This window comes from Paenibacillus dendritiformis (genome assembly GCF_015845845.1).
GTDB lineage: Bacteria > Bacillota > Bacilli > Paenibacillales > Paenibacillaceae > Paenibacillus_B > Paenibacillus_B dendritiformis_C.
In genome coordinates, this window is the sequence record NZ_LDIG01000059.1 from 1 (window position 1) to 16,203 (window position 16,203).

The 16,203-nt window shown below is 59.7% G+C and carries 10 protein-coding genes and 1 pseudogene; 6 read left to right on the top strand and 5 right to left on the bottom strand.

What is annotated here, in order from left to right; genetic code table 11:
* Nucleotides 1-739: 739 nt before the first annotated feature.
* From ABD76_RS02445 to ABD76_RS02460, 4 genes are all read right to left on the bottom strand, one after another.
* Complete coding sequence (locus ABD76_RS02445; protein ID WP_197254000.1) at nt 740-2,251, bottom strand: leucyl aminopeptidase; 1,512 nt, start codon at nt 2,249-2,251, stop codon at nt 740-742.
* Nucleotides 2,252-2,387: 136 nt separating this feature from the next.
* On the bottom strand, nt 2,388-3,560 hold the full coding sequence (locus ABD76_RS02450; RefSeq protein ID WP_420901910.1) for an ATP-binding protein: 1,173 nt from the start codon (nt 3,558-3,560) through the stop codon (nt 2,388-2,390).
* A gap of 268 nt (nt 3,561-3,828) precedes the next feature.
* The gene (locus ABD76_RS02455) at nt 3,829-4,089 is read right to left on the bottom strand and encodes a hypothetical protein (RefSeq protein ID WP_197254001.1); all 261 of its coding nucleotides are present in this window, start codon (nt 4,087-4,089) and stop codon (nt 3,829-3,831) included.
* A gap of 21 nt (nt 4,090-4,110) precedes the next feature.
* Complete coding sequence (locus tag ABD76_RS02460) at nt 4,111-4,515, bottom strand: hypothetical protein (protein ID WP_197254002.1); 405 nt, start codon at nt 4,513-4,515, stop codon at nt 4,111-4,113.
* A gap of 213 nt (nt 4,516-4,728) precedes the next feature.
* Between ABD76_RS02460 and ABD76_RS02465 the strand changes: the two genes are divergently transcribed.
* Genes ABD76_RS02465 through ABD76_RS02485 form a run of 5 tightly spaced genes read left to right on the top strand, consistent with a single transcriptional unit; the run spans nt 4,729 to nt 13,015 of the window.
* Nucleotides 4,729-4,983, top strand: a complete 255-nt coding sequence (locus tag ABD76_RS02465; RefSeq protein WP_197254003.1) for a KTSC domain-containing protein — start codon at nt 4,729-4,731, stop codon at nt 4,981-4,983.
* Nucleotides 4,984-5,033: 50 nt separating this feature from the next.
* A complete protein-coding gene (locus ABD76_RS02470) occupies nt 5,034-5,666 on the top strand; it encodes a DUF4912 domain-containing protein (RefSeq protein WP_338125008.1) in 633 nt (210 codons plus the stop codon).
* Entirely contained in the window at nt 5,663-8,593 is a 2,931-nt protein-coding gene (locus ABD76_RS02475) for a 1,4-alpha-glucan branching protein domain-containing protein (RefSeq protein WP_197254005.1), read from the top strand. Before ABD76_RS02470 ends, ABD76_RS02475 begins: the two co-directional genes overlap by 4 nt.
* Nucleotides 8,593-11,025, top strand: a complete 2,433-nt coding sequence (locus tag ABD76_RS02480) for a sugar phosphate nucleotidyltransferase (protein ID WP_197254007.1) — start codon at nt 8,593-8,595, stop codon at nt 11,023-11,025. The genes ABD76_RS02475 and ABD76_RS02480 overlap by 1 nt, the downstream gene beginning before the upstream one ends.
* 4 nt (nt 11,026-11,029) lie before the next feature.
* A complete protein-coding gene (locus ABD76_RS02485) occupies nt 11,030-13,015 on the top strand; it encodes a glycoside hydrolase family 15 protein (RefSeq protein ID WP_197254009.1) in 1,986 nt (661 codons plus the stop codon).
* 136 nt (nt 13,016-13,151) lie between these two features.
* Here ABD76_RS02485 and ABD76_RS02490 read toward each other — a convergent pair.
* A pseudogene (locus ABD76_RS02490) lies at nt 13,152-13,666 on the bottom strand (GNAT family N-acetyltransferase).
* A 130-nt stretch (nt 13,667-13,796) separates the two neighbouring features.
* Between ABD76_RS02490 and ABD76_RS02495 the strand changes: the two are divergent.
* On the top strand, nt 13,797-15,590 hold the full coding sequence (locus tag ABD76_RS02495) for an ABC transporter substrate-binding protein (RefSeq protein WP_197254011.1): 1,794 nt from the start codon (nt 13,797-13,799) through the stop codon (nt 15,588-15,590).
* Nucleotides 15,591-16,203 lie beyond the last annotated feature (613 nt).

Genomic DNA, 16,203 nt, shown 5'->3' on the forward strand with positions numbered 1-16,203 from the left:
TACAAACAAGAGTGTCGAAGCACCGACAAACAACTTTTGGGCTCGGTAGTCCAATGACTTATCTCGAGTGGAATTCACATGTAACCACTTTAGGCATTGACAAATGACGTTTTGATTCGGTACGTTATCCATAGAAATCTCCTTTGTTGAGCGTTTTATGGATACGCTGAGGGTAACTCAACAATAGGAGATTTCTTTATTTTTGTCCACGAATATAGTTCAATAAGTTACAAATATAGAGAATTATAGGGTGAAAATTTTCGTAAAAAGATTGATGCAACGCTAGTGTAAAAACCCGGGAAAATGCTGTATTTTTGCAGCATTCCTAGCAACGACGGCGCACCATAAGGCGAAATCCTTGCATCAACTTGCCCATCCGCGTAGAGAACAACTCATCACCCCCACCCGCACCACACCCGCCACAAGACCAGCTAGTCACCACTTACCTGTACCGCATCCGCCACAAGAACAACTCATCACCCCCACCCGCACCACACCCGCCACAAGAACAACCAGTCGCCACGCAATCGTACCGCATCCGCCCCGAGACCAACTAGTCGCCTCATACCCAGACCGCATTCGCAGAGGGAACAGGCCCCCACTCGATCCGGACCTGCGAACAGCCAAGAGTCGCCCCGCCTTCACCCTGCAGCAACCCGAACAAAGCACAAAAAATAGCCGAGGCCCGACTCTACGCCGGCCCCGGCTATTCTATTCCGTCAGGTCGAAAGGCAGATCTTTACGCCTCCGACAGTACGTATTCGGTAATGGTGCGGACCATGACCCCGGTAGCGCCCTTCGGATCGACCCCGCGGCCGCTGCTCAGGAAGGCTGTGCCCGCAATATCGAGGTGAATCCATGGCAGGCCGTCCGCGAACGTGCCGACGAACAGTCCGCCTGTAATCGTGCCTGCGCCGCCCGGAATGGCGTTGCGCACGTCGGCTACGTCGCTTTTCAGCATATCCCAGTATTCCTGGTGGGACGGAAGCTGCCACACATATTCGTTCGTGCGCTCCGCCGCTTCCCGGAAGCGGGCGAAGAAGGCATCGTCGTTCGTGACGACACCCGTAGAGATGCTGCCGAGCGCCACGCCTACGGCCCCCGTCAAGGTTGCCGCATCGATAAGCTTGCTCGCGCCCAGTTCCTTGGCGTACGTCATGCCGTCCGCCAGCACGAGGCGGCCTTCCGCATCCGTGTTCAACACTTCAATCGTGCGTCCGCTGTAGGAAGTGAGGACATCTCCCGGCTTCAGCGCGTTGCCTGCCGGCATATTTTCGGCCGATGCGACGACGCAGACCACGTTCACCTGCGGCTTCAGACGGCCGATAGCCGCCATCGCGCCCAACACGGCCGCGGATCCGCCCATGTCGCAGATCATCTCGTCCATATTGGCGGAGCGCTTCAGCGAGATGCCGCCGGTATCGAAGGTAATCCCCTTGCCGACGAGACCGCACACATCCGTCCATTCCGGCTTGCCCTGGTATTTCAAGGCGATCATGCGCGGCGGGTTGGACGAGCCTTTGCCGACGCCCAGCAGGCCGCCCATGCCCTTCGCCTCGATCTCCTTCTCGTCCAGCACATGCGCCTCGAAGCCGAACTGCTTCGCCAGCTCCATCGCCGTCTCCGCAAGGCGGCTTGGGTACAGCACATTGCCGGGCAGATTCGTCAGATCGCGCGCGAAGGTCGTTCCGTAAGCATAGGCTTGTCCGCGAACGGCGCCTTCGTTCCATGCCTTCGCATCAAGTCCTTCTCCGGCCAACGTCAGTGCTTCAACGCAATGAATTGGCTTCGCGTCTTTCTTGTACGTCACGCGCTGGTACGCTCCGAGCAAAAAGCCTTCCACCATGACATGCGCCATCGCGGCCGCCTCTTCGCCGGCTGCCTTCTTCAGCTCGTCAGGCACGATAACCGCGATGCGGGACAGCTTCAGCTTGACCGCTTCGCGCGCAGCTTCCGCCAGCATCAGACGCACCTGCTTCGTCGTAAGCGCCTCATCCTTGCGGCCGACCGCAATCAGGACGGGAGCCTTCTCCTGGCCTGTCGCCGCGACATACGTCTTGCAGCAGCCAGCCTCGAACAGCCCGGCCTTCACCGCGGCCTGGCAAGCCTCCGCTCCCGGGAACCCGGAAGCTTGCTCCAGCTCGGAGCGGGATCCGATGACGACGATGCCGTCCGCTTCAATGTCGGTTGCAGCCTTCGCTGCCGTCTGAATGGTTACCTTGTCCAGCCAAGCTACATTCGATAAGTTCACGTATGTATCATCCCTTTAACTTATAATGAAGTGCCCATAGTCTTAATAGTATCATATCTTCGATGATTCGGGCATGGCCATGGCGACTTTTTCTGCCAGCAACTGACCGGTGCCGCCGGAGATCCGATTCGGGTGATTACGGTGTGACCAAAGGAAGCTTGATGACGAATTCCGTCCATTCTTCCGCCTTGCTGTCTACGTCAATGATCCCTCCATGATTTTTAATAATGCGGTAACTGACCGACAATCCCAAGCCGGTGCCCTCCGCCTTCGTCGTAAAGAAGGGGTCGAATAAATGCTCCAGCGTCTTCTGCTCCATTCCGATTCCGTTATCCCGTATCCGGATGGCGACATACCTGCCTTCCTTTTCCGATGTGATGCGAATCCGGCCCTGCCGCACTTCCTGCACGTGGCCGATCGCTTCAATCGCATTGCGGATAATATTCAAAATGACCTGCTTAATCTGCTTCACGTCAATCGAGACGTAATGCGTATCGCCGTGCGGATCCTCTTCCAGCTCGATTTCGCAGCCTTTCATCAACGCTTCGCTTTCGGTAAGGAGTACGACTTCGCGGAGCAGGGAGGAGATGGGAACTTCTGAGGTCATTGGGGCGGATGGTTTGGATGAATTCAGAAATTCAAATATGATGTCATTCGCGCGGTCGATCTCCGCGAGAATGATTCGTGCATACTCTTCCTTGCCCAGATGCATCAGATGCGGGCGCAGCAGTTGGATGAATCCTCGAATCGACGTGAGCGGGTTCCGTATCTCGTGGGCGATGGCCGCCGCAATCTTGCCCAGTATCGCCAGCTTGTCGTTCTGGTACGCCGTCTGCTCTATCCGCTTGAAATCCGATACATCCTTGATGCTGAATAAAAAATCGCCGTCCATCTGATCCCCGTAAGTAACGGTAATCAAGTAATGCCTGTCATTCCGGTCAGAGAATTCATGATAGCGCTTACGCGTCAAAATGGTATCTTTGTACAATCGCAATATTTTTTTACGCTTGTCCTTTTTGAGCGAAGGATGGAACAGTAATTCCCGCAGACTGCAGCCGATGAGCGCCTTGCGGGGAATGTCGAGCAGCTTGGCGGCCTCCACATTGATAAACGAAAGAACGCCGCTGCTATCGAACAATACAATGCCGCTATCCATTTGCTGAAGCACACTTTCATATTTATTGCGCGCCATCTGGGTGGAGTACAATGCCTGTGCGGACCGAAACCAAGGTTCGCGAATCGGGTCTAGTACCAATGTGATCCCCTCCTTGCTTCCCTGTTCTGCCTTATTAGCCGTAATCCATTCCATGAAATACAGAAACGAACGATGCATCATTTTCGTAGCCTCATCCGTCTCAACATGGGACAGCACGGTAAACATAGCTTCCTCGTGAAAGCTCCATACAATCTCCGGATTCAGCGGAGCGGCACGGGCAGTCTCGCGTGCAAGGTTCAACTCCCTTATTCCCCCGCCGTACAGCATATAACGCCTGAGTCCTTTGACATATCGAAGCTTCCATTCCGACCGTTTACACTCTTCCTGTGCGCTTATCGAATTCATGCGGGACTCACCTCATTTACGGCAACCTGTTCCGTTCGGCAAGTTCAATTCCAACAGTTCCATCATAGTAAACTTTTGGCAAAAACGTCAACCCTAGATAATGTCGAAAATGTACTAAAAAACTCGTATCCCATAAAAGTAACTTAAAGGATGCGTGTCCGCGGCCCCATACTAAAAAAGGCGACCCGGCCAGGTATCGATGCCCCGTCATCGCAGTTGTTCCTGCGACGGTCCCGAACGACCGCGTGTCGCCTTCCTCTATATCGATCTCATCCATTAGGCTGGCTCCCATCCCGTTCTACTGCTTCATGAGCTGCGCCCTGCGACGGCTCATGAGAGCAAGTCGCCGCTTCAGCTGCGATTCCCATTGCGCATCCTTCCACTGCTTGGCCAATGCCAGCAAATCGAGCGCATTGTCGATTTGGTTGCGGACCAGTTCGAGCGGATCGTCATTCTCGTGATTAATGCAGTTCTCGAACAGTTGACTGTCGTCCGTAGTGACGTAATCCTTGAAATTCACCTCCTCCACCCCATCGCTTTGTGCGTACTCCGCCAAAATTTCGTACTCATTTTCCACGAGAAAATGCACCTCAATACGGTGGCACACCGGACACAGCAACAGGGGAACATTTTGTATGCGAGTGCGGTAATGCTGAAGCGTGCCCTTCGTTCCGATCATGCTTGCTCCACAACAAAAACTCATGTTCTCCCTCCTCGGCATCAATGCAAGGCTTCTGCATAAGCTCATCTCTCCGTCGTCTTGTTAGCTTATTCGATAAGGAAGCCGTTAATTCCTTCAACTACAGTGAAGTTCCTCCTAACGTCCCACGTCCGCTCCTCACGCCTGTCACGTCTAATCATCCGCTCTGCCGGCATATAGATGTGACACTAACGTTCTTCAAGGGGAGGTTCGCTGATGAAGCCTAACATGCTGTTCATTGGTTCGAAGCAGATTGACTATGTCCAGTATGACGAAGCAAACGGTCATCTCTATATTCATTACGCAACCGGGCGGACGGATGCTTACGGCTCCGTCTCCCCGCATTGGTATGAGCGGCTGCTCCATTCTGAGAATCGCTATGATGATGTTGTCCAGTTGACGGTTCGCTCGCGCACGGAATCAAGCGTTCAAAGAGCCGTATCTGTCGAAAGGGGCAGCAGATCAAAATAGGGCCCTTCATGTATGTATACCTTTTCGCCGCGGGAATGAAACACTTGTTTATGCTCTTTTTAATTTGGAATATTCTGGTTTGCAGTCGGATAGTATTAGGGTGTAGTCCGTTTGCACCCCGATATAACCGAAAGGAGGGCCATCTTATTTCTATCCGCAATGACCTTTTCCATTCGATCCGCGAACGCCCGTCCGCCATTCATCTGATGGTGAAGAACCCGGACACCCTGTTTGCGTACTGGCATATCTCCCCGCGCAGACGGGCTGCCGCGGAACGGCATTACGGGCGCCCCTGGAGCGAGATGATGAAGAACATCCGCCTATACGCCGCGCCAGTTCCTGAACGGCTGCAGTTCGGGAACGGGGATGCGCCGCTTCCTTATCACGATTGCCGCGATTCCAGAATCCAAAGGGATGAAGCGGCTTCGGCATATCTTCGTCCCGTGCTGCCCGGAGGAGCCCATGCGGCGGATTTCGGCATTCTGGATGACGACTCCCGATTCGTGCCGCTTGTCCGTTCCTCCATTCTATGCATCCCAATGTCCGCGCATGCCTATGCCCGTTCGGCCCGGCTCCATTCCGCATCATCCGGACTCATGGCGCCCAAGGCCGGCGACGGCTCTCTGTTCGAGCAATTTTCCGTATATACGCTATATTCCAAGCATGAAGGAGTCCAAGCATGAACACAACTGTTCCGCATTGCAAGGGTACCTACCCCGCTAAGACGGGGCAGATCGCTCTTCTTCTCCATGCCCATCTGCCCTATGTGCGCCATCCGGAACGGAGCGGCACGCTGGAGGAGCGGTGGTACTTCGAAGCCGTGATGGAGACGTATCTTCCGCTGCTGGATCGGTTCCGGCAGCTTGATCGGGACGGCGTCCCGTTCCGGCTCACGATCTCGCTGTCCCCCACTCTGCTTGCCATGATGGATGACCGCCGGCTTCACGAACGGTTCCAAGCGCATCTGGCTCAGTCCATCCGCCTCGCTTCCTCCGAAATGGAGCGGCTGGCGGCAGAGGATACGCTGCGGCAAGCCGCCGCCATGTATCTGGAGCGCTGGCGGCGGTACCAAGCGCTGTACCGGGATTGGGGAGGACGTCTCATCGACGGCTTCCGCCATTATATGGAGCAAGGCTATCTGGAGTGCATCACCAGCGCCGCGACCCACGCCTTCCTGCCTTACGTGAAGCGGGAGAAGCTCGTTCGCGCCCAATTGGAGGCCGGGCTGCAGGAAGCGGAGCGCCATCTCGGACGGCGGCCCGCGGGGCTGTGGCTGCCCGAATGCGCCTATTCGCCTGCCCTCGCGCCGCAGCTCCAGGCCTGCGGCATCCGCTACGTCGCCGTCGCGTACGATACCTGGGCGAAGGCGAACCCGGCTCCGCCCGCCCTGCCGTACGCGCCTGTCATGACGACGGGGGGCATCGCGGCCTTCGCCGGGGATCCCGAGTCGTCCCGGCAAGTGTGGAGCAGCCGCGAGGGCTATCCCGGCAATCCCGACTACCGGGAATATTACCGGGATATCGGCTTCGACCTCGGCTGGCATGATGAAGCGGAATGGAACTATATCCGCCCCTATCTGCTGGAGGACGGCAGCCGGCTCAATACCGGGCTCAAATATTACCGGATTACCGGAGCGCAGGCGGCCAAGGCTCCCTATTGTCCGGAGCGGGCGCTGGCCAAGGCGCAGGAGCATGCGCGCCATTTCCTCGACTGCCGGGAGCGGCAGCTCCGGGAAGCCGGAGCCGTCATGGACCGTCTCCCCGTCGCGGTCTGCCCCTACGATGCGGAGCTGTTCGGCCATTGGTGGTACGAAGGGCCGCTCTGGCTCGATGCCCTGTTCCGGGAGCTGCATGACCGGCAGTCGAGACAGGCGAGCGGCCTCGCCTTCGTCACGCTGGGGGAAGCGCTCGCCGAAGCGGAGCTGCCGCCGTCGCCCGAGGCCGAGCTTCCATTCGGAAGCTGGGGCCGCGGAGGATACGGCGAAGTATGGCTGCAGGAGCGCAACGATTGGATCTATCCGCTGCTGCATGAAGCGGAAGACCGGTTGCTGCAGGCAGCGGATCGGCTCCGCAAGCAGGCCGATCCGCGTCCGGTGCTCGACGGCATGATGAACCGGGCGCTTAAGGAATGGATGCTTGCCGCAAGCAGCGACTGGGCATTTATAATCGATGCCGGCACTGTGGCGGAATATGCGGCAGGGCGGACACGGGAGCATCTGCGCCGCTGCCGGACTCTGCTGGACGCCATCATGGCGGGACAGGAGGAAGCGGAGCTGCTTCGGCAATGGGAAGCGGACTATCCGTGCTTTCCCGCACTCCATTACCGGACGCTGCTCGGCGGGGAGGCAAACGATGAAGGGGGGAGCGCCGCTGCGCAGCGCTTCGTCCGGGCGGACGCCCCGGCTCCGGCCGTGCGGGTGCTGATGCTCGCCTGGGAGTTCCCGCCGCTCGTCGTCGGCGGGCTGTCGCGCGCTGTCTATGACCTGTCGCGGCATCTGGCGCGTGAGGATTGCGAGGTGCACGTCCTGACCCGCGATATCCCCGGATCTCCGGCGTACGAACGGATGGACGGCGTCCATGTCCACCGCGTGGCAATGCTGGCTCCGCTAACCCCTCCCGCGTTCATGGATTGGGTTTTCCAGATGAACGCCGCCCTGAGCGACGGCGCGGATGCGCTCGTGCGGGATGGCTTGCGCTTCGATTACATGCATGCGCATGACTGGCTCGTCTATCCGGCGGCTCACGATCTGAAGGAGACCTACGGCTGGCCGCTCATCAGTACGATCCACGCGACGGAATACGGGCGCAATCACGGGCGGATCGAGAACGGGCTGCAGCGGCGGATTCACGGCATGGAGCAGCGGCTGGCGGCGGAATCCGATCATGTCATCGTCTGCAGCTCGGCGATGCAGGACGAGGTGCAGCGGATCTTCGCTCTGCCGCGCAGCCGCATCTCGATGATTCCGAACGGCGTCGCCATGGCAGAGGAGGACAGTGAAGCGCCTGAAGCCCCGGCCATGCAGATGGAGCGGACGGCGTTCCCTCCGGCGGATGAAGCGGAAGCCTACGGGCCGATGCTGTTCTATGTCGGCCGGCTCGTCTACGAGAAAGGCGTTCACATCCTGATCGATGCGATGCCGCAGATTCGGCAAGCCGTGCCCGGGGCGAAGCTCCTCATCGCGGGAACGGGTCCGATGAAGCAGGATCTGGCCGCCCGGATCGAGGCACGCGGGCTCGCGGGGGAGGTCCGGCTGCTCGGCTTCGTGGACGATGAGACGCGCGACGCGTACATACGGGCAGCCCGTGTCTGCGTTTTCCCCAGCCTGTACGAACCGTTCGGCATCGTCGCCCTGGAAGCGATGCGCTTCGGCACCCCGATCGTCGTCTCCGACACCGGCGGGCTCGCCGAGATCATCCGCCACGGGGTCGACGGCTACAAGGCGCTGCCCGGACATGTCGAATCGCTGGCCTGGCATGTCACCGATCTGCTGCTTCACCCGGAACGGGCCTCCCGCATGGCCGCGGAAGCCGTCCGAACCGTGCGCCGGCATTACGACTGGCGCGCAATCGCCGCATCGACGAGAGAAGTATACGAAGGAGTGAGTCCCTGATGAAAGCCGTAATTATGGCCGGAGGCAAAGGTACCCGGCTGCGCCCGCTCACGCTGCATACCCCGAAACCGATGGTTCCGCTGTTGAACCGGCCCTGCATGGAATATGCGCTGGATCTGCTGCGGCGCTGCGATATTTACGAGATCGGCGTGACGGTGCAGTATCTTCCCGAGGTCATTCGCAATTATTTCGGCGACGGGGCTGACTTCGGCGTGAACCTCCGCTACTTCGAGGAGGAGAGTCCGCTCGGGACCGCGGGCAGCGTCAAGCATGCCGCTTCCTTCCTCGACGAGACGTTCCTGGTCATCAGCGGAGACGCGCTGACCGACTTCGATCTGCGCGACGCGATCGCGTTCCATCGGCAGAAACGGGCGCTCGCCACGATGGTGCTGGCGCGCGTCGCCTCTCCGCTCGAATACGGGGTCGTCATGACCGACGAGGACGGGCGGGTGACCCGCTTCCTGGAGAAGCCGGGCTGGAGCGAAGTATTCAGCGATACGGTCAATACGGGCATTTATATTTTGGAGCCGGAACTGCTGGATCGAATCCCGGACGGCGTCAGCTACGACTTCAGTCTCCAGCTCTTCCCGCGCCTGCTGGAGGAAGGGCAGCCGCTCTACGGCTACGCGGCGGAAGGCTACTGGTCCGACATCGGGACGCTCCAGCAGTACCGCCAGACACAGTACGACATGCTCGATCGCAAAGTCGCCGTCCGCATTCAGGCGGCCGAACCGATGCCGGGGCTGTTCGTCGAGCAGGGCGTGCGGCTGCCGTCGCGCATCCGGCTCATCGGCCCGTCCTACATCGGCGCGGGCTGCACCCTTCACCCTTCCTGCTCCATCGGCCCGTATACGATTCTCGGTTCGGGCAATGTCGTCTACCCGAACACCGCCCTGGAGCGCAGCATCGTGTGGAACGGCTGCAGCATCGGCAGCCGCGCCGAGCTGCAGGAAGCGCTGCTGATGGATCGGACGCAGGTCGGGCAGGATGTCCGCATCCAGGAAGGCGCGGTCATCGGGAGCGGGTGCGCGCTCGGCGACAAGTCGATCATCCGGCCGGAGGTCAAGCTGTGGCCGGGCAAGCGCGTCGACCGCCTGCGCACCGTCAACGCCTCGCTGATCTGGAGCGAGGACGCGCCGGCCTCCCTCTTCCGCGGGAGCCGCGTCTGCGGCGCGCCGAACGCCGATCTGACGCCCGCCTTCGCGGGAGAACTGGCTGCCGCCTACGGCTCGGTGCTGCCGGCGGGAGCGTCCGTCGTGCTGGCCCGCGGCCCGCATGACTTCGATGCGCTGCTCCAGACCGCGTTCGCGGCCGGCCTCCGCTCCGCCGGCGTCCATGTCACCGACATCGGCGAAGTGTCGGCGGCCTGCGCCCGGTACGCGGTCCGGAAGCTCGGCGCAGCCGGCGCGGTGCATATCGGGCTGCGCCCGCCGCCCGCAGGGGGAGGTCCCGAGCGGGGCGTCCTCTGCTGGATGGATGCCGAGGGGCGGCCCCTCTCCAGCGCCGCCGCGCGCAAAATAGAGCAGGCCTACTTCCAGGAGGATTATGCGCGAGGCGCGGTCGATCGGCTGGGCAGACTCGAATCGTATGCCCACGCCCGGGCGGATTATATCGCGGCGCTGCAGCGCGAGCTCGATCTGGAGTCGATTGCCGCGGCGAACTACGCCTTCGTCCTGCACGCCCCTGCCGCCCACGCGCCCGAAATCGAGGCCTGGGCCGTCATGCTCGGCGGGACCCGGATCCATATCCGGGCGGAGACGTCCAGCCCTGCCGTTGTGCTCGAGCGGGTCCGCCGACTGGGAGCCGATTTCGGCATCGCCTGGGACGCGGACGATCGGCTGCAGGTCATGACGCCGGACGGCGGCCTGCATGAGCCGGAAGCGCTGCTTCCGCTGATGGTGCGGGCACTGGCGCGGCGCGGCGTCCGTGCTTCCCTGGGCATGCCGGTCAGCGCGCCCGCCGCCGTCGAATCCGCGGCGGAAGGAAGCCTGCTGCGGATCGTGCGCACGAAGGAGGATCTCCACGCGCAGATGGAAGCCACCTCCGGCCTGCCCCTTCACCCGGGGGCGCATCCGCTGTATGCGGCCGGCCTGCTCATCCAATGCGCCGCCGCCGAAGGAAGAACGCTCTGCGAGCTGCAGGAGCAGCTCCCGTCGCTGTGCATGGCGAAGGAAGAGATTCTGTGCCGCCGGGAGGAGACCGGACCGCTGCTGCGAGGCATGACCGAATGGGTGCAGAAGGGGAAGCACCGGGCCGAATTGCTCGACGGCATCCGGCTTCAGGCCGAGGACGGGTGGGTTCTGATTTTGCCTGACGCCGAGGAGCCCCGCTTCCAGATCGTCGCCCAGGCGGACTGCATGGATACCGCGCGCCGCCTGGCCCGGCAGTATGCGAACCGGCTGGCGAAGACGCAGCTTCTCATAAGGAAGTGATACGATGCCGAGACCGCTTGTCGTAGGGAACGGCAAGTTCCTTGTCAACCTGGACGATCGATGCAATATCCGGGATATCTATTATCCGTATGTCGGGCAGGTCAATCATGTCGGCGGCTACCGCTGCCGCACCGGCCTGTGGTCGGACGGCCGGTTCAGTTGGCTGGAGGATGACGCCTGGCGCATCAGGCCGGCCTATGCCGAAGACTCCCTCGTTACCGAGGTGGAGGCCTGCCATGACGGCCTCGGCTTGACGCTGCGGATCAACGACGCCGTCCACCAGCGGGAAAACATCTTTCTGCGGCTCATTCAACTGCGGAACGAGTCGGATAAGGCGCGGGAGATTCGGATATTTTTCCATCAGGATCTGGCCATTAACGAGACCGAGGTGGGAGATACCGCCGCCTTCTACCCGGATAACCGGACCCTGTTCCACTACAAAAAGGACAGCTACTTCATGTTCAACGGCTTCTCCGCCCAAGCGGAGGGAACGACGGCCGGAATCTACGAGTATACGACCGGGATCAAGCGGTTCCATCAGGCCGAGGGAACGTGGAAGGATGCGGAGGACGGTCATCTGATGGGCAACCCGATCGCGCAAGGCTCGGTGGACAGCACGTTCAGCCTGCGCCTGATCGTCCCGGGCGGCGAGACGCGGAAAGCTTATTACTGGTTCAGCGCCGGCAGCCGGCTCGAAGAGGTGAAGCGTCTGGACCGCTATGTGGCCGACAGCCACCCCGGGAGGCTGATCGATCGGGTGCGGACCTATTGGCAGCGCTGGGCGAATAAGCGGAGCAAGCCGTTCGCCGATCTGGAACCGGATCTGGTGCGGCTTTACAAGCAGAGCCTGCTGGCGGTCCGCAGCCAGACGGACGTGAACGGCGCGATTATCGCCGCCAATGACACGGACATCATGCAGTTCAACCGGGATCATTACAGCTACATGTGGCCGAGAGACGGCGCGCTCGTCGCGCAGGCGATGTCCGCCGCGGGCTATCACGGCATGATCGCCCCCTTTTTCCGCTTCTGCGCGGACGCATTGACCGAGGATGGTTATTTGCTTCATAAATACAATCCGGACGGGACGGTCGGCTCCAGCTGGCATCCGTATTTGCATGACGGCCAAGAGCAGCTTCCCATTCAGGAGGATGAGACGGCGCTCGTTCTGCACGCGCTCTGGCAAGATTATGAGCTCCATGAAGATATCGAATTGCCGCAATCGCTCTACCGCACCTTCATCCGCAAGGCGGCGCGCTTCCTGCTCGAATATTGCGACGACCGCCTCGGCCTTCCCCGCCCGAGCTATGATCTGTGGGAAGAGCGGTACGGCATCTTCACCTTCACCTCCGCCGCCGTGTACGGGGGGTTGACGGCGGCTGCCCGCTTCGCCGCCCTGTTCGGCGATGACGAGCGTTCGGACGCCTATGCACGGGGGGCGGAGGAGATCAAGGCCGGAATGCTGCGGCATCTGTGGAACGAGGAACACGGCCGGTTCGCGCGCGGTCTGCACCGGGTCGACGGCCAGTGGCGGCAGGATATGACGCCCGAGAGCAGCATCTTCGGGATCTACGCCTTCGGCGTGCTGCCGCCGGGCGATCCGCGCGTCGCCTCGACGATGCGCTCCTTGAGGGAGGCCTTGTCGGTGCGCAGCGCCACAGGCGGAATCGCCCGCTACTGGGGCGACTACTATTTCCAGCGCTGCTCCGACATGGAGGTGGCGCCCGGCAACCCGTGGATCATCTGCACGCTCTGGTTCGCGTGCTATGACATCGCCATCGCGACCTCGCTCGAACAGCTCGCGTCGGCGCGCCGCACGCTGCGCTGGGTGGCCGATCACAGCCTGCCGAGCGGTCTGCTGCCGGAACAGCTCGATCCGTACGACGGCAGCCCCGTGTCGGTCGCGCCGCTTACATGGTCCCACGCGACCTATATCGATACGGTGCTCAAATATGTGGCCAAATACGAGCAGCTCCAATCTTCGCAAGCGTGATCCGGATCCGAGTTTGCGCGTATTGCGCGTATATGGAAAAGCAGCCTGACGGCGGAGTGTTGTCTCCCCTCCCGTCAGGCTGCTCTGCCAATAAGACATGCTTGTTTCCCGCATGCTGAGGTCCCGGCGCGCCGGTTCAGTCCGTGAACTCCGATTGCAGCAAGCCCATATGGATAATATGATGCCACGCTCCATCGCGGTACAACGCCTCCCGGGAGACGCCTTCCCGGCGGAAGCCCATCTTCTCGTACAAGGCGATGGCTCTTGCATTGAAGCTGAACACCCGCAGCGACACGCGATGGAGATTCAGCTCGCGGAAGGCGTAGCGCAGAAGCAGCGAGAGCGCCTCGCGTCCGTAGCCCTTCCCCCAGTACTCCGGCTCGCCGATATCGATAATCAGTTCGGCATTTCGGTTCTTCTCATCGATGGCGATAAGCGAAGTGACGCCGATCGCCTTGTCATCCGCCGCGTCCGCGATGATGTATGTTTTGGAACCCGGGGAACCAAGAATGACATTTCTCACGAACCCCGCCGTCTCCTCCTCGGTATATACGTCCATGGCCGGGTTCGTCCAATATTTCTCCACTTATGATAGACGCTGATGTCCTGCTCCGTCATTTTGCGGAGCTTGATCCGTTCTGTTGCAAACATGTCCGCTCTCCTTTCATCCCTCGTAAAGTACAAATGGCACAAACCTGCCCCTCTATTATCTCCTTTGTCAAAAGCGGAAAAAAGGGTATAACCATGATTCAAATGTCCCCTTTTGCAACCGAGGTGAAACATGAACACCGATTATTTGGAGATGCGAGCCCATTTCTACCCGCGCGAGTCGGAGCGCCGCATCCGGCTCAGGCTGGACGAGCTGGCCGAAGTATGGAAATGCAGCAGCAAGCAGGCGAAGCGCAAATTAAAAAAACTGGATGAAGACGGCATCTGCTCCTACACTCCCGGCAGAGGGAGGGGCCATTGTTCCGAGATCCGGTTCCGGACCGGTTTTCAAGACGATCTGAACGAGGCGATCCGGCACAGTCTGCTTGCCAAAAATATGGAGCGGTTAATGCATATTCTCCAGCTTCCTTGCCCGAAGCAGTGGAACGGTCACCTCCTGCGGCCCATTCAAGAGCTGCTGGGGCTTCAAGCGCCGGACCCGATCACCGATGTGCTGCAGGCGATCGCGGCCTTGCCCGTAACCAATCTTGACCCTGCTCAGGCCTCGATTACGTACGATCTGATGCTCGTCTCGCTCATCGGCGATACGCTGCTGCGGTATGATGCGGCGCGGGACCGGCTGCTTCCTCATCTGGCCGCCGCCTGGGAGACGGATGCGGACTTCCGGACGTGGACCGTCTATCTGCGGAAGCAGGTCCGGTTCCATCATCGACGGCCGCTGACCAGCGGCGACGTGAAGTTCAGCCTGGAGCGGTTGATGCGCCCGGACTGCGCCAATCGGTGGCTGGCAGAGGATATCGATGCGGTGGACTGCTTGAACCCGCTTGCCGTCCGGATTGGTCTGAAGCGCCCGAACCCGCTGTTCGGCCGCTTCCTGGCAGCGGCGCCAACGACGATCGTCGCGGCGGACGCCCCGGTTCATGCCCGGCATTTCATCGGAACCGGTCCGTATATGCTCGCCGAATGCAATCGGCAAAAAGCCGTGCTGGAAGCGTTCGATGATTATTTCGGGCTGCGGCCTTATATCGATACCGTCCAATTTTGGCATGTGCCTCCGGATGCCGCCCGGCAGATCGGCTACCGTCTGGCCGGGAGCGGCGAACAACCCGAAGCCATGAGAGGCGGCGATGAAGACAAGGAGATGGAGCATGCGTCCGTCGAAGAGCGGGTCGAGCAAGGCTTCCGCTTCCTGTTGTTCAATACGAGGCAGTCCGGGCGGATGCGGGATCGGGCGCTGCGGCACGCCATTCAGGAGCTGTGCGACGTGGAGGCGATGTGGCGCGATCTGGGCCGAACCGGGCTCGTCCCGGCTTCGCATTTTGTTCCGGGGAAGAGCAAGCCGTTCGCACGGAGCCTGCGGCAGGCGCGGCATTGGCTGGCCCAGAGCGGCTATACGGGCGAGGAGGTTCATCTCTCCCTGCTCGATCTGCCTGCGGCATGGGAGGAGGGGGGCTGGCTGAAGCGCCGGGCCGCACGGATCGGGCTCAAGCTGGTTCTCCATCCATATGCCCTTGACGAGCTGTATCACCGATCGGACGAACAGCGGATGGACTTGATTTTGTCCGGATACGTCTCGTCGCTTGATCCGCTTCTGTCGATGATGGGAGCCTTTCAGAATCCGGTGCTTCCTTTTCGGAAATGGATGGCTGACGAGCATATCCAACTCATCGACGGGCTGCTGGAGCAGATGAAGCAAGCGTCTCCTCTTGCGGGGGAAGCGGTTGGCGATGAGATTATCCGCTATATTCATGACAACATGCTGCTCGTCTTTCTGTATCATCCGCGGCATCGGCACCGCTTCGATCGTATGCTGCGGGATATTCAATTCGATCCGTTCGCCTTTCCCGATGTTACGGCCTTATGGGTGCGGCCGGCGTCGATGGCGGAGGGAAGGCGGCAGCCTTAACGGCAGGATGTTCCGGGCACAAGCGCTGGAAGCGGGTATCAAGCCCCGGCGCTGGAGCTCCCGGCGGCACCGATGCCCTAACGATGAAAAAAGGCCAACCCGTAATCTCCGGTTGACCTAATAAGATAGCGGGGCTGTCCCTTTATAATCTCCACGAGACAGCCCCATCTCCGCTTCTCCCGGCTCGACTGGCCCAAAAAACTGCGAAAATGCAGTTTTTTCTTGTGACGTGTGCTGCGTTAGAGGACTTCCTGCAAAACGGCATCAATTTCCGGATATCTCATGGATATTAGACAAAAATGGATGAAAATAATGTATTTTAGCACTAGCGTTGCATCAATCTTTTTACGAAAATTTTCACCCTATAATTCTCTATATTTGTAACTTATTGAACTATATTCGTGGACAAAAATAAAGAAATCTCCTATTGTTGAGTTACCCTAAGCGTTATCCATAAAACGCCTCAACAAAGGAGATTCCTATGGATAACGTACCGAATCAAAACGTCATTTGTCAATGCCTAAAATGGTTACATGTGAATTCCACTCGAGATAAGTCATTGGACTACCGAGCCCAAAAGTTGTTTGTCGGTGCTTCGACACTCTTGTTTGTA

Coding starts and splice junctions, on each gene's coding strand:
- ABD76_RS02460 (WP_197254002.1), bottom strand. CDS start 4,515: ATGAGTTTTTGTTGTGGAGCAAGCATGATCGGAACGAAGGGCACGCTT.
- ABD76_RS02495 (WP_197254011.1), top strand. CDS start 13,797: ATGAACACCGATTATTTGGAGATGCGAGCCCATTTCTACCCGCGCGAG.
- ABD76_RS02485 (WP_197254009.1), top strand. CDS start 11,030: ATGCCGAGACCGCTTGTCGTAGGGAACGGCAAGTTCCTTGTCAACCTG.
- ABD76_RS02480 (WP_197254007.1), top strand. CDS start 8,593: ATGAAAGCCGTAATTATGGCCGGAGGCAAAGGTACCCGGCTGCGCCCG.
- ABD76_RS02475 (WP_197254005.1), top strand. CDS start 5,663: ATGAACACAACTGTTCCGCATTGCAAGGGTACCTACCCCGCTAAGACG.
- ABD76_RS02450 (WP_420901910.1), bottom strand. CDS start 3,560: ATGGAATGGATTACGGCTAATAAGGCAGAACAGGGAAGCAAGGAGGGG.
- ABD76_RS02465 (WP_197254003.1), top strand. CDS start 4,729: ATGAAGCCTAACATGCTGTTCATTGGTTCGAAGCAGATTGACTATGTC.
- ABD76_RS02470 (WP_338125008.1), top strand. CDS start 5,034: ATGCTCTTTTTAATTTGGAATATTCTGGTTTGCAGTCGGATAGTATTA.
- ABD76_RS02455 (WP_197254001.1), bottom strand. CDS start 4,089: ATGGATGAGATCGATATAGAGGAAGGCGACACGCGGTCGTTCGGGACC.